Source organism: Vibrio sp. B1ASS3, assembly GCF_905175355.1.
GTDB classification, from domain to species: Bacteria; Pseudomonadota; Gammaproteobacteria; order Enterobacterales; family Vibrionaceae; genus Vibrio; species Vibrio owensii.
Map to the genome: position 1 here is coordinate 1,211,571 of NZ_HG992743.1, position 21,791 is coordinate 1,233,361.

A 21,791-nucleotide genomic window follows, 5' to 3' on the forward strand; every position below is an offset into this window, starting at 1 on the left:
GTTATGTATCGGCAACTTTCGTCAGTTCAACGATGTTTTTTACATTGAACTTATCCAGAACGCGTCGCTTGTAGGTGCTAACAGTCTTGTCACTGATAGACAGGACATCTGCGATATCTCGGTTACTCTTCCCTTGCAGTAGTAACTTCATGACGGCGCTTTCACGGCTGGATAACGTCGGTACATTTCGATGTTCTTCTACCGTTTGTTTGAATTTGAAGAACGAGTACCCTTTCGCTACGGCTTCTATCGCATCTTTCAAAATTTCATGGTTTTCGGACTTACACACATAACCATCAGCGCCCGAGCGAAACGCCATTTGACTGTACATGTGGCTGGTCTCAGCAGAGAAGAAGATGACCTTGCCACTGAAACCATGAGATTTAATACGCTTATAAAAATCGTACCCATCACAGTCCGCGAGATTCACATCCAAAATGAGCAGACCGATATCCGATTCTTTCAGTGTTTTTAGTGCGTCTTTTGAGCTTGTTGCCGTCATAACTTCATTTGCAATGCCTAGGCTTTCGACCAAGGATTTAATAGCAATGCAAACCAGTGGGTGATCATCAAAGATCAAGCAGTTCATTTTATTCATCATTCTTTTCGTTCAATATCGTTATTGCTTCTAATGGCATAGGTTTATCGATGTAATAGCCTTGGCACACATCAACGGTGTATTGGCGCATGGCCTCTAGCGTCACCTCGTCTTCCACCCCCTCTGCGACGACGCTAATGTTTAAGCTTTTTGCTAGTGCGCATATCGCTAACACTATGTTTTTCTTTTTCGGGTCATGAACTAACCCTTGAACGAATGAACGGTCGATTTTCAGCTCGTTGAAAGGCAATTGAGCAAGCTTTTCTAACGAGGATGAACCGGTACCGAAATCATCAATACTGATCGTTACTCCATTCATTCGAAATTTAAGTAGGTTCTTGTAGAGCGCTGGACTGGTTTGAAATGTGTCTCGCTCTGTTATCTCTATCGTAAATCGGTCCGGACTGATGCCATGCTCCTGACAACGGAAGATAAATTGGTTCGCAAATTCCGCGTCTTCTAGGTTGTCATGATCGACATTGAGGGAGACATGTTGCTTGAGTCCGCGATTTTTCATGTCGTATAACGCGTTGCTAAACACTGCATCAAATAACTCTGCTGATAAGTGACAACGTTCCACGATCGAAAGGAAATTATGCGGAGCGAGCACGCCGTAAATCGGATGAAACCAACGAGCAAGCGCCTCATAACCGATAATCTCGCCGGAGTTGGCATCTGCTAAAGGTTGGTAATAGTTTTTGACTTTACCCTCAGCCAATGCGAACAAAAACTCTTGGTCCTGAACGCAGATATCTTGTTGGAAATGTGTATTTTTAGCCGGCTCAAGCCCCGACCTTCTTAGCATTTCGACTACTTGGCTTTCATCGTAGGGTTTAAGTAACTTACCCAGAACTTCAAAACTGAACGTCTCACACATGGCGCGTACAGCCGTGACGATTGTCAGTTCCATCGCACTGACCAGCACGACTTTGCCGCGATAACCAATCTGGTTAAGCATTTCCATCATGTCGATGCCATCTTTGTTTGGCATTTGCAGATCACAGAAGATAATGTCGATATTCGCCGATTTTGCGTGGGCAATGGCTTTATCGACGTCATCGAATGACGCAACGTCTACGTCGTGACGCAGCAACATTTGCTTTAACAGCGTAATTTGCAGTGGATGGTCATCAATCACCATCGCGTTTAGTGGTTTATTCATGAGCTTTTATCCAATGTTCTGCGAGGTTGATTTCTTGTTCGATTCGGTCAATAAGGCCAGTGACATGTGATTCAAAGTCGGCGTCGCTCGCCTGCTCTGCTTCAACACACAGTTCGGCTAAAATGCTAACGCCAATGGCACCGAGTGCTCCTTTAATGCCGTGGATAATGCGTTTTTTCTCTAATTTACTTTCTGCTTGTTTTAAGTTGGAAACGTCTTGTGTCATCGAGCTTTTAAACACATTCGCGATCTCATGCGCATCTTGCTTCCTAAATTTCTCGATCCACTCAGGCCACTTCGCCTCTTTTTCCTGACCAAGGTAAGGCAGCAGCTTCGACTTGAGTTTTTCTAAGTCATAAGGCTTGTATAAGATGTCATCAATTCCGATGTTTTTGGCTCGCTCATTGGCTAAGCGAGAATCCTCTGCTGTCACGCCAATTACAGGGATCGAAGCGTGCTCTGGTGTTGCTTTGAGCTTCTTCACTAGCTCAAAGCCATCCATCTCTGGCATATGGAAATCGGTCAGCACTAAGATCACTTGATCGTCACGGTTAACGTATTGCCACGCTTCTAACCCGTTACTGACGATCACAGGCTCAATGCCAAGCTCTCGCAGTTGCATCGTAATCACGCTTTGGTTAATCGGGTTATCTTCTGCAACCAAAACCGAACCGTGCTTCCAATACACATCACTGAGTTTTTTAGTTTGCTTTGGCTTCAATGAACAATCTTGTGTTAACAGCGCCAAAAGTGTGTCGGGGTACTTAGCGTCTGAAGGAGAAAGCTCACATTCGCGGTTCTCCCCACACACCAAATTGAGACCTTGGAATTTGCCTTGAGATGAAAACTTACCCGCCAAGCATGGCGCTACATCCGTAGACTCCATTCCCCAAACCAGACACCAATCACGCACATTCGCAGGTAAGGTTGGTGAGAAGGTATAACGAATGGCCTCTTGCGGTTCGGCTTCGCAGAAAATCACTGGTAGCTTCACCACCATTGTCGTGCCTAGGCCGAATTGGGAATCGATGCAGAGATCCCCGCCCATGCATTCCACAAGGCGGTCAACAATGCTCAAGCCCAGCCCAGTGCCACCGTACTTACGTGTGATCGTGTCATCGGCTTGCACGAACGGTTGAAGAATGCCGTCAAGCTGTGTCTCCGTCATGCCGATACCTGTGTCTGCAATCTTCAGGATCAACTGCCCTTCATTCATAGCAACGCTGACGCTGATTTCACCATCGGTGGTAAATTTCACCGCGTTAGACAGTAAGTTTGTGGTGATCTGAACCAAACGCACGGCATCAACTTTCAACCAAGGGTTCACAAACGGTTTGAAAGTCACACGGTAATCCAAACCTTTGCTTACGGCCTTTGGCTCGAAGCTACGCACAACATCACTGAGTGTGGTCACCACATTGGTTTTGGTCGGCGTGACTTTTAATTGTCCCGCTTCAAGCTTGGAGTAATCAAGAACCTCATCCACCAGTAGGTTCAAGTGATTAAGAGAACGCATCGCTTGAGTGATGAGTTCTTTACTAGACTCTCGATTCGTCTGACGGGTCAACAAGTCCAACAAGCCATGTGCTGCAGACAGCGGAGTTCTCAGCTCGTGGCTCATTGTCGCCAAAAAGTTTTCTCGCGCACGAACCGCTGTTTGTGCCTTCTCTTGGGCATCAATGAGCGCAAACTCTCGCTCTTTTTGCTCGGTGATGTCTTGTAAAACGGTTAGAACGAACTTCTTCTTACTGCTCGGTGAAAGAATCGATTTACGCTCTCGATAAACATGCTGAATACCGAGCTTACAAGCATTGGATGCGGTCGTATCCGATATACGCTTTCCTGCAATCACTTGGCGCAGTTCGCGTACGTTATCCACCAGGAGTTTCGCCCCTTTTCGGCTTTGAATCGTACAGCCTTTGCAGCGATTATTGCGGTACAAAGAACAGTTGCTCATCTGGATCTGGTTGTCTTCACCGTGGATAAAAACAATGCTGTTGATCTCTTGTATTATCTCCATCAGCCACTGTTTTTCTTTTTCTTCGTTGGTCGCGTTGAGCTCAGCCAGGTTCACTTTTAACTTAAGATGAGCCAGAACGAAGTAAACAATAGCAAGCAAGATGACGAACACCACCGCGACAAACAGAACGATGGTAAAGATATGCTCTTCGTCGTATCCATAGACCAAGTTGAAGTTACGGTATGTACGGTTGAGTTTGTCTATCTCTTTGGCATCGATCGTGTCGATGATGCTGTCGAGGATCTTCTTTAACTTGGTGTTGTGGTTTGCTACAGCAAAAGCAATAGAAAGCGTAAGGACGTCTTTCTCGCTGATAAGCAGCCCATCGATATTATCTTGCGCAATCATGCTGTGAACGATGTCGTCCGGGACATAAGCGACATAGATCTCCCCCGATTTCAAATCGCTAAGCAACTGCTTTAAATCGTCGTAACGAGTGAAACGCTCTTCTTTCCATGAATCTAGATTCACCAACCCCTGCTTCTTTAGGCTCATTAATATGCCCGATTTCGCATCGTGAGGCGGATGACTGTCTACATCGAGCGCTTCAATCGCGACAAAGTTGTTGTGCATAAAAGGTTTGGTGATGAGCCAATCTGAAGAACGCGCATGATCTACGTAGGCGACAGGAACAATGTCGGCGCTAAATGCAGTCAAACCACTGTTTAAGCTGCTGCTAGGTTTTAAATACTCAAACTTGAGTCCCGTCCTAGATTGAATGAGGTCAATAAAATCCGGTAGGAAGCCATCTAAACGACCAGTGTGCGCATTTCTGAACAGAAACGGGAACGCCTCTTCGCTACTGCTGTAAGTGATGGTCTCTTTGTTCTTGAGATCACGGCGATATTCCACCAGCAACTTGTCGTTGACGTGATAAGGATTTTTCGATGCAACAGAGCGAATGTTTTTACCATTGCGCTCCCAGCTTAGAATGCGGTCGATTCTATCGACAAGCGCTTGGTTTTCCTTAGAGGTAATAAAGCTCACATCCTCCTCGTTTAACCAACTTGGGATATCAACCGAGCCATTCACAATGTCGTTCTGATCTAGATATTGGTTGATCGCGACATAGGTTGAGATCAGCGCATTTGCACGGCCAGCTCTCACCTCTTCAAATGCTTTGGCTCGTGTTTGAACTTCGCGAATTTTGGTTGCGCCCATTTCTTTCAGGAACTCGCAATAGACGGTTCCTACCACGCATACCCATTGCAGTTCTCGAGGGTCACGTTTGTAATAACTGTTTTCACGATACCAAACCGCAACAGTGCTAGAGAAAAAAGGCTCTGAGAAAATGAATCGCTCCTCGCGCTCCGGGGTTTTACTAAAACCGACAGCCCCATCAATCTTGCCACTTTCAATATCATTAAGGATATCGGGAATGTTGTGATAAGAGCGCAGAATAAGCTTGAGATTGAGAACCTTCGCAATGTTCGTCAGGTACTCTAGGTTAATACCATAGAAGGCGTTCACCTTGATGCCGGCATTAGGGTCATCGGACATTTGTGCGATCACGCCAACCACAACGACATCACTTGGTTCTTCCGCAGCGAGAGAATAGTTTGAAGACGCAATTCCGATGAATGCGGCAAAAAATACAACAGTTTTTCTTAGAATGCTGAACATAACGACTTCCACAACTTGGGAGGTCAGACTAATTTGCACAGCTTAAATGTCAAACTTCGCGACTAGGCAAATTAATGTTATCTTATTGATTAAATGCTAATTTTTTACGGTTAGTAAGGGCATTCTGACAACATTATCCACCTTGGACTACAACGAAATTGCGTTTACCATCTCATCATCAACACGAAACTGTTTGCACAACAAATAAACAGCATAACGTGCGTCGCAATAAACTAAAAAGTATAATTCGACACCATTTTATGATGAAAAAAAGGCCACGCTGGTTAAGTGTGGCCTTGATGATTATTCAACCAGACATGCTATTTCATTAAGACAATGAAACTGATTTTTCCCGTTATTCTTGGCTAGATACATCGCCATATCGGCTTCATTGATTTTCTCGTCCAATGTCGAACCGTCTTCTCTCGACCAATAACTCACACCGATGCTGGCAGAGATGTCACACGTTACGTCACCAAACTGAAATGGCTTGGATAAACTTTCTATGATGCGTTGTGCAATTGGCTTACAACTTGTCGCATCCCTTACGGCAATCAAAAACTCATAACCAGCCAAACGCGAAACTAAATCTCTACGGGCAACGCAGTTCATCAAGCGTTGAGCAACGACTTTGAGCAGTTGATCGCCTATCGCGTGCCCATATTTATCATTGACGGCTTTAAATCCATCTAAGTCAACAAACAAGATATGCTGAGAAGCACCGATATCGTGCTTTTCTTGCAGACGGCGCATTGCTTTAGAGCGGTTTGCAAGCCCAGTAAGCGGGTCATGATTCGCTTGGTAGTTCAAACGCTTCAATTCAATATCAATGGTGAGATCAGTAAAGGAAACCACAAAGGCTTCTGCTCGGCCCGCTTCACTCTTCAATACACGTACTTTCAACTCACAAGGCATCACCCGCCCTTGTTGGTTTTTGAGCTCTACGTGCGTCTTGTAGTGCCCAGTTTTGAGCAATCGCAGTTTGACGGCCTTTGTTACTTCAAAAGGCGACAACAGCTCTAACGTTTTTAACGCATCTACTTCACCAAACCACTGTGTCGCGGCGTGGTTTTGAGTTTGAGTGGCTAATGCTCGATTAAGCACTAAGATTGCGTCTTGGTTTTGATCGAACATCAGATCCAACAACTTTCGTCGCTGCTCGGAAAGCGTTTGCTCCGTGATATCTTGCAACTGAATCAGACTGCTCTTTTCCGTGTCCATTGGATTACAAGAGATGAGATAACGTTTGGTCTTATCCAAACTGCGAACTTCAACACCTTTTACGGTGGTGTGCGTGTCGATGGCAAACATCACACGCTCAATTTTTGACAGAGGCTCAAAGCGGCTCACGAGCAAACGTCTGATTTCAGAGTTAACCTCCATGCCTCGTAATTCTTTAGACGCAATCGGGTTAAAGTACGTCACCCTATGACTCGAAGAAACCACCAGGACGCAACGCTGCATTGCATCGAGCGCACTGTGTATATAACGGTTTTTGTCCTCAACGCGTTTTAAAACCTGTGCGACCTGAGACTCACGCTCTGCCAAGCTCATGGTCATTTCATTAAAGCACTCTGTCAGCTTCCCTACTTCATCCTGGTGGTAAACAGGCAGAGCTTTACGAATCACCCCGACTTTACTCATATGCTCTATTGAGCGATGCAGAGACAAAAGCGGCAACGAAATAAGTGAGTGCAGCAGCTTCGCCAACGCCCATGCACACATAGACAGCAGCATCACGATAACGCCAAGCGATAACCACATTTTGCGCTCATTGATGAGTAAGTTTTCTAACGATACCCAGATCTCTAACGCGCCAAGCTTTTCATCACCTAAGACCACATCATAATGACGCATCACGACATTAAGGTGCGAGCATTTCAAGGTACGGCTTTGCCATTCACAGCCTTTTGGTAGATCTTCAATAGATGCGATGGTTTTATCATATTGATTCACCACCAGCGCTGAAATCACATCAGGATCAAAACTCAAGTTAATCAGTTGTTCTTTCGCGGTGTATGAATCGTCAAACATCAATGCTGCTTGAAGTGTATTCGCAACCCCCTGACCAAGAATATTGGTACGACGCTCTAACGCGCTTTCTTGGGCTAGGACTAAGTATTGAATGGCAAGCGTACCAAGACCTATAACTATGAGAGTAATCATAAGCCAAGTTGGAAGCATCATTTTGTGACGCAGTGGCAATCGAGCGAGACGGGAGCGAATCATGGCACCACCCCATCTTCGACTAGAATCGATATACTGAGCAACTGTGCCCGAAGCTGTACTTGAGTGGGTGCCACATGGTCGCGCGATACCATAGGGCGGATGCGGTTATTCACTTTCACAAATGCAACCATTCCTCCCATCAAAACAAACTGTTCACCATTGCTGATTAACAACGAATGAGGATAAGTTTCTCTCAGCGTTTCAATCTGGGAAGACTTCGCTTGTGGAATATAAAGAATATGGCAAGTACTCGGCTTTACATCGCTCGACAGGTCATAGTAACGAGAGAGCTGAGGCTTGCGAGCAACAATGCGTTTTAAATGCTCAGCGACGGAGTCACCCTCAGACACACAATATTCTACAGGCGCAATAGACTTGCCTGTTGCCCCCCAATCGGCGAGTAAAGCAAATCGGTACAAGTAGACCGCTTTCAAATCGGCATCGTCATACTGGCCGAACGCGAACGTCGCACTCAATAGTGCCCATAAGGTTATGCCCCATTTAAAGGCCGAACTCTTCTCGAATCGTCTCACCATCTGGCGTAATCCCAATCTAGCGTCAACCAATACTGTGTGCCATTAGCAAAAGAGTTGTAATTGTTAGGAAACTCTTTGCTTTGGTCAGCCCCTAAGTTCTCGACCGACGCGGTAATCTCTGGCATACAATCGTTGTACTGCCAGCTTAGAGATGCATCAAAGGAAACGACTTCAGGCCAGTTGTAGTCTTTATTGGCAACAGACACTGGATTCAATGCGGACTCGTAATCTTCATGCAGTTCCGATTCAGAAACATATTGACCACTGACACTTACCCACCATTGCGGTGTGATGTCCCACATTACTTGTGCATTCACAAAGTGGTTTGGCTCATTTTCAATCATTCGTTTTACAGCATCATTATTCGAGCAGATGGCACCTTCACAATGACCAACAATTCGCTTATAGCTGTAGTTTGCGTTGATTTGGAGATCATCGCGGGGTTGCCATTTGACTGCGACCTCTCCACCAAAGCTTTCGCTCCATATCGGGTCAATCAGCTTAGATGTATATTGCTCCACCACAGTGCCAATAGTTCCCGGAGATGAGCCCTCCGCGATAATGTTTTGAGTCGCAGATTCAGTTTTATAAACGCGAATGTTTTCATGTCGGGTGTAAAAGGCACCGATGCTGAATTGCAAACGGTGTGCATCCCAAAAACGATAACCAAGTTCATACGTAGATACAGACTCGACATCCAGATCTTCATTGCCTTTAAGCAACGTACTGTAGTAGTAATCGTAATAGTTGTTATCGCTGAACATTACGTTCTGCATGTATTGGTTTTCACGCAGGTAAGTACTCAACTCAAGGCGTGACGGCGTCACTATCGTTTTCCCCCAACCTGCCCAAATTCTTTGGTTGCTTGCAAGTTCATAACTCAAGCGAACTTGCGGTTGCGGATCGATATCGTGAGTCAGGTTATTGTATTGCCAACGGTTGCCCAACGTTAACTTGGTCTTGTCCATGACGGAAATATTCCAGTTCATGTACAAGCCATAAGACTGGTTAAGAAAATCAGGGTCTTCCGCTACACGTAAATAAGGCATTGTCACCTCATCACGCTTTGAAAAGGTGCCAAATTGCTCGTCAATCAGGCGTACGTTGCCACCAAGGGTTAACTCGGTACCCCATAAATCAGAGAAAGTGTAATGTGAATCAAGATCGGTTCTGAAAAACTGGGCATTAGCATGAGTACTGTCGTTAGAGCTGTAGGTAAACCAAACTTCGTTTTCCCAGCTGTCACCATTGGCGCGATCAAAAATATGATGGCCACCAACGAAGTACTCTTGCATCGTCATTTCGGTTTCAAAAGAACGCATGGGCTCTGCACCAGGCATGATGAAATGCGGTTGGAAGTTACCCCAGTTGTAATCTTCACGGGAACGAATGCCACCGCCCTGAACACTCAATGTATGTTCATGTTTCTGATAATCCAAACGACCACCGAAGCGCTCGTTATACACATTGAAATGCTGAAACGGCTGTACACGTGCTTCATCGCTGGTCCACGGCATGTGATCAACGAACTCGCCGTAAAGACTGTAGTTTGCGTATTCACCAGCAGAGCCCGCATGATGGAGCTGATATTCACTGTAATCGTAGTTTCCGAAACTGGCTGACACCTTCCCTTTTGCCGCACCGTCTGCTTCTTTTGTGATGACGTTAATAACACCGGTTACGGCGTTGCCGCCCCATACTGTGCCAACTGGACCGAGTACAATTTCGATCTGAGCTATGTTGTCCATACTGACGGGGATTAAATCCCAATCCACACCAGAAGACATCGGGTTAAACACACTACGACCATCAACCATGACCAGCATTTTATTGTTCAAGGTTTCATTTTTGCCACGCACGGTTACACCCCAATCGTAATTGGAGTATTTCGCAACATGCAGTCCGGGTGCCAAAGATAACGCATCAGCCACAGAACGCGCACCAGAGCGTTTAATCTCTTTTGCGGTAATGACATATACAGACGCGGGTGTATCTGCGAGGGATTGCGAGGTTCGAGTGGCCGAAACAACCTTGGTTTCAGCCAAGGAGCACAATGGCATTTCTAGTAAAGAATCTAGATCATAGTTAGCAGAGGCAGGAGCAACAGCTCCGAACATGGATGCAATCACGAGGTTTAACGACAAACGCATAGGGGTATTTCTCAACGTTTGAACGCAAAAAATGGTATCTGGGGGAAGAGGTTCAAACGTTAAATTACAGTGTATCTATATGAGTACAGTGTACCATTTGCCCTAATGTGGTTCATTTTAAACCAACGCCAATTACGCTGAGTTATTTTTGTCGAGACGATTAATTGATGTGCCAGATGGTCGGTGTTGGGGGTAGAGAGTAAAAAAGCGCCTAAAGGCGCTTATTGTATATGACTTACCTGGAAAATAGCTCACGAGCTTAACTGTCTATGCATCATAGTTATTGGTTTACAGCAAATTAATGCATCATCAGATAGTGAAAGTAAAGACCGCAATATTATTGCTTACTATTTAAGGATAATAAGCGAGCGCATTACTTCGCACTCGCTATGCTGCTAACCGAAACGATGCTCTATTATTGTTGGGGATTGTTTAGACAATTCCTCTGCCAAATCAGGTGAAAACCTTAAGACGCCTTCTTCATAAACAATACCGTAGCTATCATGCCCAGTATCATATTGGCTTTGGAGAACAGCAGGTAAAAAAACATACATGTTTTCAAAACCTTCGCCATTTGCTTCATAAGAAAGTACAGTTTGCGAACAAAAATCGGAAGGCACCTTTAAAGTATCCCTAACAAACACTCCAGGTGTTGGGAAGAAAACGAGAACTAAATCAGCAACTTTAGGGAACAGTGAACTCGAGATGGTTTCCTGAAACATACCATTTTGCTTATATTTCTGCTCTATCATGCAAACTCCATAGGAATGAATTCAATACCAGTAACACCTTCAGCCTCAAGCGCGACCTTAACACGCTCACTTACATAGTAAGGGTCTTTATAAGTTGATAAGGTGAAGCAATCATGCTCGATATTCGCTGATTTAAATTTATCTAAGTCTAGAATCTCTTCCAAAACACTAGAATATCCGCCCAGTGTTTTACTGAAATCCTCTGCCTCAGAGGCATCAGGATCGAGTAGATCATAATGAGCCGTCACATTAATGAAAGCAAACTCAGTTAAGACATTATCATTTTTTACGTCGACAGGGATGAACTGTATACCTCTAAACCCTTTATCAAAAAAACTTGTTGTACTTTTTTACTTGCCAACATTCCTATGGGAACTTTTAAAAAATCAGATACTCCTTTTTCGTCATACTGCGTGTTCAAATAAACTGTTGGCTTATTTTTTAAGTACTTAAATTGAGGTTGGTAGTATTGAAGTACAGAGTTCCATGGGCTTTTGACAGTAAACGTCCCTTCGCCTGATTCGAACTTTTCAAACATTAAGTAATAATTCATTTTAATAACCTAGCAATAAAAAGCGAATGCACTTTAGTGCACTCGCTATGTTGCTAGCCGAATCGATGCTCTATTGTTGTAAGAGATTGTTTTGACAAAGCCTCAGCCAAATCAGGTGAAAACCTTAAAACGCCCTCTCCATAGACAATACCGTGACTAGCATTACCAGCGTCATACTGACTTTGAAGAACAGCAGGTAAAAAAACATACATATTTTCGAACACTTCGCCACTTTTCTCATAATATGCAGCCATTTGTGCATAGAATGTATTTGGAACGTTCACAGTATCCCGAACAAAGATTCCAGGAGAAGGGAAAAAAACTAAGACTAAATCAGCTATTTTAGGAAATAATGACTTCGAGTCAGTCTCCTGAAACATACCTTCTTGCTGAAACTTTTGCTCTATCATGCAAACTCCATAGGAACAAATTCAATACCCGTTACTCTTTTAGCTTCTAAAGCTGTCTTTACGTCCTCACTTATGAAACAAGCTAACTTATAATTTGATAAAGTAAAACAGTCATGTTTTATTTCTGCTTCGAGAAACTTACTCTTATCTATCAAAACATCAGAAACTCTACCATATCCACCGTAAATACTTTTAAACCTCTTCGCTTTCGATGCATTGGGCTCAAGTAAATCGTAGCTAGCAACGTAATTCATAAACGAGAAACTAGACTCTACACCTTCATTGTGAACTTCTACCGGAATGAACTGAATACCTTTAAAGCCATTCATTTCAAATACTTCTTGAACTTTACTACTAGCTAAATATCCGAGTGCAATTTTTAAAAAATCAGACATGCCTCTCTCTTCATAAGTCTCGTCTACCGTTAACACGGGTTTATGAGTTAATAACTTAAATTGAGCTGTGTAAGAATCTAATTGCTGAGGCTCTTGTTCAGAAAACGAGCCTTCACCTTTTTCGAATTTCCCAAATAATAAATAGTATTTCATACCTAAACACCTAGCTTTGATGCAACTTTACCTTTGTAAGTAATACGTTTGAGTTTTCCATTTCGAGTCACTCTGAAGTCGTGATGTAACTCTATGTTTTTCCTAGAATTCAATCTGTGAATGCATGTTTCGCTTTGTGCAGTTATTGATGCATGAGTTAATTGATTACAACACCCTTTCCCACCACTATCATAAGTATCATGAAATTTATCATTCAATGCGCCGTTTCGACTAAATGTAATTATATCTTCATATATATCATTACTAATATCTATTAGTTCATCACATATATCTTTTGCTGCCGCCTTATCACAATAGTACGACGCATGGATAGCATCTGAGACCAATTTCAACTGCGTTTTCACGTTTATTGTGTAAGGACTAGGATGCGGACCACTATGCAAAGGTAGTTCATAAAAACATGCTAATTCTGGAATAGTCGGAAGGACAACAATATTGTGCCAATCATTTAGCTCATAGCCGAGAGCAGGTAATTTTTTATACAATAGCGAATTATTTTTCATTTCATCTACGGTAATTATATGATGAGCAGCTAATATACTCCCTACAGAAAACTTTTGTCCCTGCTCTATAACACCAGCTAACTGTGCTTGAATGAACTGTCGTTTCGCCTCTCCCTTATCCCAAAGATGTTGTGGTCTTTTGTAAGCTCTCCCATCAGGCGCTAAGTCATAGCATCTGGCATATAACGGATGTATATAAGGAGAGGAACTAAGTCTTCCATTTTGCTCTTTCAAAAAGACCCAAGGATATTGTTTGTTCTTTTTTGTTCCTCGTTTTACGAATCCAAATTCACTGTCACTTTTTTTATAGTACTTCCCTTTAAAGCCTTTCTCTTTGCAATAATTAGCAGCGGAATCACCTTGTTTTTTCTTTCCTACCTTTTTATCGCAGAGCCAACACTCATCAGGCTTCTTATTTTTCTTATCTTGACTTACTTTTTCATCATGTTGTGGAGACTCCGCACTTCCTTTACTAGAGTGAGACCCAGCATTGGATTTGTTTTTTCCTCTTTTTAAGCTGAGATCAACCTTGTCTTTCAAAAACATTAGAGCATCAGGTATGTGCTGCTGGGCTTGCTTTTCAACAGTTTCAACTTGAACTTTGAAATTGATAATTTCAGTTGCATACTCGTTGTAACCAAATAGCGAAGCTTTTTTCGCCAATTCATCAAGAACTTCAGTAAAACTAAAAATTGTTTCGGAAATAATTTGAAGGACTTCGAACTTGATGGCGTTCCAATCAAGATTCAAGATAAACTTCTCAACATCACCTTTACCATACTCCCGAAGCATTGCGAAAAGGTCATCTCTAGACTTATCGTGCTTTACTGCTTTACCGACGCCTTTCATGACAGAACCTATCGTCGGTACTGCACCAATACCCGATAATGCGAGATCTAACCACGCATCTGCGTTGTTTTGGTTTTCTTCTTCCGTCAAAAATAGAATGTTTGCTGTTATATCCCTGGCATCTAGCACTTGGTCAATACCGGGAATTACTCCCAGCATTGTATTTAACATTATCTGACCAGTTGTAGGATCTTTATTAAAGTCCCCTACAATGACACCCCATAACCAACCTCTTACAGTCGAAGCCTGATTTCTGGTGGCTTCCCAAAAACCAACTTCTCCTATTTTGGTCTGTTCGATCAACAAATGAGGATCAAAACTATTTTTATAAAATGGGTTTTCGTTAATGTACTTTTCATCTGGTTTAAAGTCTCTAATATCCTCTCCATACTCAATCTCAAATATGCCCTTAGAAATACCGGAGATCGTTGCTGAACCCTTTGTATCGAGGATACCTTCAAACACAGAACCTGAAGAGTCCGTCAACTTATAAGGGGCTTGAAAACCTTCACCATCATCGTAAGTTACCTTAACAACAACCGTATACGTCCCTTCCTGATCTTCCGTAACAGAAACCGATGGATTTTGAGCGCCACCCAAACACATGGTATTGGCTTTGTTCATGGTCATTTGATCGGATAGGCGACATACGCCCTTGCCTTCAAACTTAACCGTTGGTGAGGCTGAAATGAATTTTGCTTCGGCTTCTATGGTGCCAGATGCAACGCCTTTTTTGTCGCCGCCCGCATCACCGGTACTTTTTGAGAATGTACTGCCTTTGATTGCGACACTGTTGCCACCGTCCATAGAGATAGTCGTTGTGCCACCAGCAAGGTCTGCTGATTTAGCATTGTTGCCATAAGGGATAGGAACGATCGGCTTGCCGACCTTCGTTAAACAAACATCTGGGAGCGTTGCATTCGCTTCACCACCTGAGCCTTTATGAACTATCGAAAGTCCATTTGCACCAACTGTTACGCCCATAACCAATCCATTTGAATTTTGTTGATTGAATAATAAAAGAGATCGCATATTGCAATCTCTCTAAATGACTAGTGAATTTCACTAAACCGCTAGTGAAATTCACGACAAAGCTTAAAACTGGCAGAAGATCTCATTTCGAGATCTTCTGTTTATCGATACACTTCAAGCAATTGCTGGAACTTTAAATCTATAACGATGTAGGTCGCGGCATACATGATCGCGAAGGTTATCGCACTGATGCCTAAAATCAGTTTGGGTGAAATCACCCTTTTTAACGGTTTCTTGAGGTATTTAGCCTTAAGGTTAACGAGAGAGACTTTCTCTTGCTCTGCCAAACGTTCGTCACGTACTAAGCGATAAATGGTATTGCCGATTTCTGCGAGTTTTTCGTTTCCGCGTTCTTCACGGCCGTATTTGCCCTGAAAGCCAAGTTGAAGCAGCAAATACAGAAACTCGATAACGTGACGATACTTGCGTGGGTCTGCTTTTAAACGCTCGAGAATAACGAAGAACTTATCACCGCCAGATGTTTCGTTGTGGAACTCTGACAACAAACTGTTCTGGCTCCAATGGCTATTAGCGCCCCACTCTTGTCGGCAAACCGATTCATCAATCGCAGCACACAAACAGTATCGGATGACCAAAATGGATGCGCGATCCAATTCCATTTCATTGAGCTTACGTTCACCTTTTCTTATCTCGCGAGCCACTTGTTCACGAAACGGCATTGGGTCATCAAGCCAAGGAATCGACGACATACAAGACAAACTGGCTATCAACCATGAGAACTGATCGACCAAAGGGTTGATGCCCATGTTTTCGATGTTTAGGTCTTGTACCGCGATATTACGAGACAAGTCAGGCGCTGGCATCACCTCCATCGGTTTGCCAGGCTCTGGTTGGAATAAGACTACGGTGACATCGGTTTCTGCATAACTCATAGACGAACAGCCCATAGTTGCAACGACAAGTTAGCAAAGTCGCCGGCTACGTGAACCGCTATCGCAGCAGTGTTTTTCAGTGCCACCCACTCTTCGCCTGTCTTATCCAGTTCGAAGTAGGTGTAGCCAGCGTGGTAAGGCAACGCACGAGGCACAACTGGCATTGGTTTTATCTCGATACCTGGCAGTTGCAGATTGATCAAGTCACGAATGTTGTCGATAGAACCGATCTTCGTTTGGCTAACAAACTGGGTGTGAAGAACATCCAAAGTAACATCTGCTTTAACCGCAAGGATAAAGGTCGTTGTGTCGATGATCTTACTGTCTGGAATCGCTGCAGTTCTAATACCGTAGTTTTGGTCTTTCAACGTCAGTGGGATTGCGCGTTGCTCTGACATCACACTTAACGTCATTTTTGCGCTATCAAGCGTACGCGATAGACAACTGGTTAAGTCGCCATGGTTGTACTTAGTGAACTCGACTGGTCGACGAGATGCAGAACACAAGGTTGAAAGCTCGCCTTCTGCTTGAAGAAGAATGCGATAAAACGACTCAGGGTGAATACCTTCTGCACTGGCGAAATGCCAAAACAATGGTTCATATCGGTTGAGAGCTTGAAGCAGCATAAAATCAGAAACTGAAGATACACCTTGCTGGTCAACAACACCTAAACGCTGAACGATAGACTCTGCGCGATGTTTCAACATAGAGGCAAACTCGGTTGCGAACTTGTTCAGTACAGTTGAAGCATGAATATCAATACAAGTCGGAATAAAGCTATCATCTAAGATGACACTGCCATCTGGCTTCACTTCTGAGATCTTTAGAATTGGAATAGATGTGTACGCACTCTTGTCTTCATGGTCATACATCAAGCAAAAGTTAAGCTTACCGACCACGATGTTTGCCATGTCTTCCGAATCATAACAAGCGTCGACTGCTTCTTGCGATTCCATCGTATAACGAGCACCGTCTTTCTTAGTGCCGAATAGTTCAGAACGCTCAGAGGGTAATGGACAACAAAGATAAACCACTTTATCGGCAATTGAAGGATCGACATCTTTTACTTCTGGTAGTTCAGCGAGCAGCGGCAGGTCAAAAGGCGTTCGGTCTTGAAGAATGCCTTCAGCGCGGGTAATACCAATTTTGCCCAGCGCTAACAGCTGAGAGTTAATCTCTAAACGCTTAATTCCCCAATGCAAAGGCGATGCATTAGCGCTCAACATACTCGACAGTTTACTTTGCGAACGATCGAGTTGCTGAAAGTGCTGCGGCTTCATGAACATTCCATCTTGCCAAACAACTGGATTGTATAAAGACATGATTTTATTCCTTAAAAGTAAACTTGTTCAATGCCGCGAGTGTTGTCAGAAATTAACTCACTGCCTTCTAACTTAAGTTTGATGTAGTACTCGCTCTTCTCTTCAATCACTTCAACTTTGCGCCAAGAAGAGCCATCAATATCGCGAAACGCTACCGAAAATCCGACAGCGCGAGTGGCAGGGTCAAGCTCCAAAAATTCATGGATTTTGTCACCCGGTTGCATTTGGTATTCGTAACGTTTGATGTATTCATCGCCTAACGACGCTTTGTCGTTTTCAAACAGTGCGAAGAAATCTAAGCTGCGAAATAGCACTGGTGATGTCAGTTCATGAACACGCAAAATAACTGGGGAGGATTGACCACCTTCACGAACATTAAGCACAGAAGATGCCTCAATCACTAATTCGACTGAGGACGTTTCGGGTGTAATTCCCGTTGATTCTTTAAATTGGTCCCACATGGAACAACCGGATAGCAAAGCACATCCGAGCAACATCGCAATACTACGCATGACTTCCCTTAATCGCTTTGGTGTAGTTTTTCTTGATCAGACCTTTCAATGACATCTCATTCATCTGGCGACGGTTATTGGCGTAAAACTCCACATATTCACCCCACAACTTTGATTTAGTGGTGAACATAGATTTACTTGCCACATCGCTTGCAAACGTGACAGGGTCATTCGTCTCTGACTGCTCGATCAGCAACTCATTGAGTGCCTTATTAAAAATAATTTGATGGTCGTTGAGCTCATCCAACATTTGCTCTACCAATTCGTTAGGAGATAGAAGGTTCTGGCTGTTTAGCGTCAACATCAGTTCCGCAAGATTCGAATCCGCTTCAGTTAATCCCTGTTCACCTTTAAGTGATTCCACCTCATGAAGGTCTTTTTGCAAATTGTCGATACACAGACGAAGACACGTTCCCATTTGCTTAAACAGCAAGGCTTCGTCGCTGATCAAATCTGGATTACTGATCCCTAAACCTTCGTAGAAGGCTTTACTAATGTCAGAGGAAGCGCCTTCTTTCTCTGGGTTCAACGATTCATTGCTAACAAAGCCCACTTTCGTTTCTGTAACTTTTGATTCTTGCTGAGCAGATTGCGTCGAAGGAATAAAGGCTTGTGTTACCTCCTCCCATTTCTGACCAACAGGTTCTGTTTTTTGTACCGACTGTTGGACTGGTGGTGGAGTTGGTTGTTCAAATTGTTGTGGGCGAGATTGGTGTACTTCAGGTTGTACTTTCTCAGCTTGAGAGATAAACGCTTCAGAGTTGTCTGTTCTCTCTGAATTCACAAAATCTTCAGGAATAAAACTGTTTTCTCGACGAGGCTGTGTTTCTGGTTCAACAGATGCATTACTCGTGGCGGTTCCAGCCAACCAATCTTCTGGAATTAGGTTCGGAATATCGAATTCAGAGTGGATACTGAAACTATCATCCACAACTTGTCTTGTGTTTTCGATTGGCTTAGTTTGCACGGCCTCAGGCTTTTCGACATCACGGATAAGATGGTCATCTTCACGCTGCATCGAAAACTTAAGATGTGCAATAGGATCATCGCTGTCCACATCGTCCTGTTTCGTTTCCATGAACAGGTCTTCTAACGCGCCGACTTTTTCGTCTTCCTCAACGACAGCCTCACCCAAATTAACTAGCGGATCATTTGAGACACGTTCTGGAGCAATATCGGCAGCAATATCTTGAGCCGCTGAAACATGCTCTAAAGAAACACCAATTTCGTACTGGCCAAGGGATACCACGTCACCGTCGACAATCGAAACTGGTTGGTTTTTAAGAATCTTATTGCCGTTTACCATAGTGCCATTGGTTGACACATCACTGATGTAATATGTGTCGCCGTAAACACTAATAAGGCAGTGGGTCCCGGAGATAAAACGATTATGGTCAGTTAAAGGCAGTGTACAACTTGGCGCACGCCCTACTGAGCCACCACCTTCGGGCATTTCAATATGCTTAGCGCCCGTATATTCCTCCGGGCACTTTGAAATGAATAGGACTAGCTGATGTGTTTGCATTGCTAAACCTTAAAATAGTAAAGAGACAGAAAGCTCTACCCCACCAACTCCGTCATTGACTACCGGAAGAATGTAGGAAGCTTGAGGAATAATCTGAATATGTGCATCTGGGTTACTGCCCAGTTTGATTGCAGTGCCGAGAGTAACAACTGCACCAAGTTCGAATTGGTCGATGTCATCAATACTTTCGTAACGAAAGCCATCCGAGTCTACTTTCCAGCGATTCGAATACTGCGAGTAACCAAGAGAAAGCCCGGCGCCAACGTATGGAGTAAAGATACTCCAAGAGCTCAGTGCGTATTGAGGAACGACACGAAGCTCATAGTTTGTGACCTCTTGGTAAATCCCATTTGAAGGAGCGTCAACATCCTCTGTAAGGTAATTAAGACCAAGCCACCAGCGCCAGCGGTTGTTGTTTTCGTCGATCGGACGTGTGTGCACAAGACCATACCGCAACGTATCTACGTCTCCGCTAGAACCTTCGTCATAGTCAATGCTCTCAATCGTAAGCATACTGACCGAGCCACCATACCGCTCACCTTTCGCGACAGCAAAAGTAGAGAACAAACACATGGCTGAGATTAGCCCAACTTGACTTGGTTTTAGCATTTCATCCCTCTTGGAAAACCTAGTAATAATATTCAGGGACGAAAGATATCAAGTCTCTTTTCTTTTTCAATATGGTTAAAAATAGCCCCATTAAATAAGGCAAATTACCTATAAATAAAAGCAATATAACTACTGATATATTCATAAAATCGGCAAAGGTTATTTGTACAGATATTGTGGTCACAATCAAAACAACTAAATTAGCGCGCTCTTAATTAGAAAACCCACTATCATCTAGATTCAGAAATGTTAAACAAATGATTAGTTTTCGATATTGAGACACTTTCGAGACCGACATTGTCTTAATTTTAATAATTTGATCTTAATTCAAAAAAATAACTTTTCTCATAACTACGCTTAATATTAGGAAATCCATTAATTTCATTTTTTGTCTCAACAATTGGAATATACATCACTAAAGCTAATACCAAACAAATCAACATAACCGACTTTTTTTTGTGAAGGAACGTCACACTAAGTTAATTTATATTGATTTAGATATTATTTAAGATTCAAATTCTTTCTTTTGCCTATAAAATCCCTCAAAAAAAGATGATAGCAGTGCATTTATAATTAAATGGTCAACTTCTGCCTTCCATATAATCAGTTGGAATTAAAAAAATATGTTTTTCAGCGACTTCACTCGAAGACCGATCGATGAAAGTAACCCTAGTGGATCAAATCCTAATGGCTTAGATGATTTTGACGAAATAAAGCGTCAAATAAATAACTTAAATAAAGTAACCGGAAGAGTCTCATGGAAGACTGTTCAGACTCTGTCAAAGAAGATTCTTAGCACTCAAGGTAAAGACTTTCGATGTAGCTGTTACTTTACGGTAGCCGCCACCCACAACGATGGCTTAAAAGGCTTAGTTGAGGGTTTGAACTCGTTGCTTGATTTGTGTGTCGTGTATTGGTACACCGCCTACCCTGAACACGCAAAGGCTAATGCTCGTATCAGTGCCATCGAATGGATGGTTGAATACACCGAGAAACGAATCAAAAAACAACGAGTTTTACCAGAAGAACTTCCTCTCATCGAAGCGGCACATCAATTATGTTTACGCATCGAGGAAGAGTTGCGTCTTCACTATGGCATTAAGGCTCCATCTTTTGGTCGTATTCGTCGTATCTTGAATCAATGGATTGAAGAGATTAAGGAAGCGAAAGCCAAAGAAGTCATGGCATTAGAAGCGAAGCAAACTAAGCCAGAGCCGCCTAAACCAGTCACTGGAATTAAAGTTGATATCGCACCACCACCGAAGACCAATGCGAAACATATACCACCAGCTCAAGAGCCTGAAACATCCAAATCAAGCCGCGTTGTGCTGCTCTCCGTGGTTGGACTACTGGGTGCGGCTTTGGCTTCTCACTTTATTTATAAGCAACATCAGTTTCAGACACTAAAAGTTGAGATTGAGCATGCCTCTTTGACAGAGCTGACGAACATCGTCGGCTCATTTAGCGTTGAAAACAAAGATCACTCCCTCTCTTTACGTTCAGCAACGATAGAACGATTAGATACGTTGATGACGGATTGGACGCTCGATCCTGTAAAAGTAAGCAGAGTAAATACGATTGATGAGCTCACTCATGAATTGACGGAAATCTACCCTGACTCATCTTCGGCTCAACAACTTCGTGAGAATTTTTTAGATCAACGTTCTCGTTTCGAAAATGAATTCGATGTCATATACAAACGCTTTACCTATGCTAGGACGGTATTCGCTAATGTCGCTAATCAGAATTCAGATAAAGACTCTAAGAAGGCGTATGAGTATAGCAATTCGCTATTTCCCCTTCTGGGTCGAATAGAGTTTGCAGAAAAAAATGCGCAGCAAAAGGAAATTGAGCGCTCCCTCCTTTTACTGAACACCTACCTATATAAGATTAATCAGTTAAAAACTGCGTCAAACGACAATAAATAACAATACAAGTAAAGAA

At 43.2% G+C, this 21,791-nt stretch carries 17 protein-coding genes; 1 reads left to right on the forward strand and 16 read right to left on the reverse strand.

Annotated elements, in window-relative coordinates:
* Position 1 precedes the first annotated feature (1 nt).
* From KJB05_RS23915 to KJB05_RS23990, 16 genes are all read right to left on the reverse strand, one after another.
* Entirely contained in the window at positions 2-601 is a 600-nt protein-coding gene (locus KJB05_RS23915) for a response regulator transcription factor (protein ID WP_061009560.1), read from the reverse strand.
* A complete protein-coding gene (locus tag KJB05_RS23920) occupies positions 591-1,760 on the reverse strand; it encodes an EAL domain-containing response regulator (RefSeq protein WP_208445183.1) in 1,170 nt (389 codons plus the stop codon). Before KJB05_RS23920 ends, KJB05_RS23915 begins: the two co-directional genes overlap by 11 nt.
* A complete protein-coding gene (locus KJB05_RS23925) occupies positions 1,753-5,403 on the reverse strand; it encodes a transporter substrate-binding domain-containing protein (protein WP_208445184.1) in 3,651 nt (1,216 codons plus the stop codon). Before KJB05_RS23925 ends, KJB05_RS23920 begins: the two co-directional genes overlap by 8 nt.
* A gap of 303 nt (positions 5,404-5,706) precedes the next feature.
* Positions 5,707-7,632 carry a diguanylate cyclase gene (locus KJB05_RS23930; RefSeq protein ID WP_208445185.1) on the reverse strand — a complete coding sequence of 642 codons (1,926 nt, stop codon included), beginning with the start codon at positions 7,630-7,632 and terminating at the stop codon, positions 5,707-5,709.
* Positions 7,629-8,168 carry a YfiR family protein gene (locus KJB05_RS23935; protein WP_208445186.1) on the reverse strand — a complete coding sequence of 180 codons (540 nt, stop codon included), beginning with the start codon at positions 8,166-8,168 and terminating at the stop codon, positions 7,629-7,631. The genes KJB05_RS23930 and KJB05_RS23935 overlap by 4 nt, the downstream gene beginning before the upstream one ends.
* Positions 8,162-10,318 carry a TonB-dependent receptor gene (locus tag KJB05_RS23940; protein ID WP_208445187.1) on the reverse strand — a complete coding sequence of 719 codons (2,157 nt, stop codon included), beginning with the start codon at positions 10,316-10,318 and terminating at the stop codon, positions 8,162-8,164. The genes KJB05_RS23935 and KJB05_RS23940 overlap by 7 nt, the downstream gene beginning before the upstream one ends.
* Positions 10,319-10,713: 395 nt before the next feature.
* Positions 10,714-11,070: a hypothetical protein gene (locus KJB05_RS23945; protein WP_208445188.1), complete on the reverse strand. Its 357-nt coding sequence runs from the start codon at positions 11,068-11,070 to the stop codon at positions 10,714-10,716.
* Complete coding sequence (locus KJB05_RS28825; RefSeq protein ID WP_050548302.1) at positions 11,067-11,318, reverse strand: hypothetical protein; 252 nt, start codon at positions 11,316-11,318, stop codon at positions 11,067-11,069. The genes KJB05_RS23945 and KJB05_RS28825 overlap by 4 nt, the downstream gene beginning before the upstream one ends.
* A gap of 358 nt (positions 11,319-11,676) precedes the next feature.
* Positions 11,677-12,033, reverse strand: a complete 357-nt coding sequence (locus KJB05_RS23955; protein ID WP_039839050.1) for a hypothetical protein — start codon at positions 12,031-12,033, stop codon at positions 11,677-11,679.
* Positions 12,030-12,581 (reverse strand): DUF1629 domain-containing protein, encoded by a 552-nt coding sequence (locus KJB05_RS23960; protein ID WP_025572630.1) that lies wholly within the window; start codon positions 12,579-12,581, stop codon positions 12,030-12,032. Before KJB05_RS23960 ends, KJB05_RS23955 begins: the two co-directional genes overlap by 4 nt.
* 2 nt (positions 12,582-12,583) lie before the next feature.
* Entirely contained in the window at positions 12,584-14,938 is a 2,355-nt protein-coding gene (locus KJB05_RS23965; RefSeq protein WP_208445190.1) for a PAAR-like domain-containing protein, read from the reverse strand.
* 149 nt (positions 14,939-15,087) lie between these two features.
* The gene (icmH, locus tag KJB05_RS23970; RefSeq protein WP_005449458.1) at positions 15,088-15,879 is read right to left on the reverse strand and encodes a type IVB secretion system protein IcmH/DotU; all 792 of its coding nucleotides are present in this window, start codon (positions 15,877-15,879) and stop codon (positions 15,088-15,090) included.
* Positions 15,876-17,201: a type VI secretion system baseplate subunit TssK gene (gene tssK, locus KJB05_RS23975; RefSeq protein WP_208445191.1), complete on the reverse strand. Its 1,326-nt coding sequence runs from the start codon at positions 17,199-17,201 to the stop codon at positions 15,876-15,878. The genes icmH and tssK overlap by 4 nt, the downstream gene beginning before the upstream one ends.
* An 11-nt stretch (positions 17,202-17,212) precedes the next feature.
* Positions 17,213-17,713 carry a type VI secretion system lipoprotein TssJ gene (gene tssJ, locus KJB05_RS23980; protein WP_005449460.1) on the reverse strand — a complete coding sequence of 167 codons (501 nt, stop codon included), beginning with the start codon at positions 17,711-17,713 and terminating at the stop codon, positions 17,213-17,215.
* Positions 17,706-19,238, reverse strand: coding sequence for an FHA domain-containing protein (locus tag KJB05_RS23985; RefSeq protein ID WP_208445192.1), 1,533 nt, complete (start codon positions 19,236-19,238; stop codon positions 17,706-17,708). Before KJB05_RS23985 ends, tssJ begins: the two co-directional genes overlap by 8 nt.
* A gap of 9 nt (positions 19,239-19,247) precedes the next feature.
* The gene (locus KJB05_RS23990) at positions 19,248-19,847 is read right to left on the reverse strand and encodes a hypothetical protein (RefSeq protein ID WP_005449462.1); all 600 of its coding nucleotides are present in this window, start codon (positions 19,845-19,847) and stop codon (positions 19,248-19,250) included.
* Positions 19,848-20,470: 623 nt separating this feature from the next.
* On the opposite strand from KJB05_RS23990, the gene KJB05_RS23995 reads away from it, so the two are divergent.
* Complete coding sequence (locus KJB05_RS23995; protein WP_009696475.1) at positions 20,471-21,775, forward strand: type VI secretion system ImpA family N-terminal domain-containing protein; 1,305 nt, start codon at positions 20,471-20,473, stop codon at positions 21,773-21,775.
* Positions 21,776-21,791 lie beyond the last annotated feature (16 nt).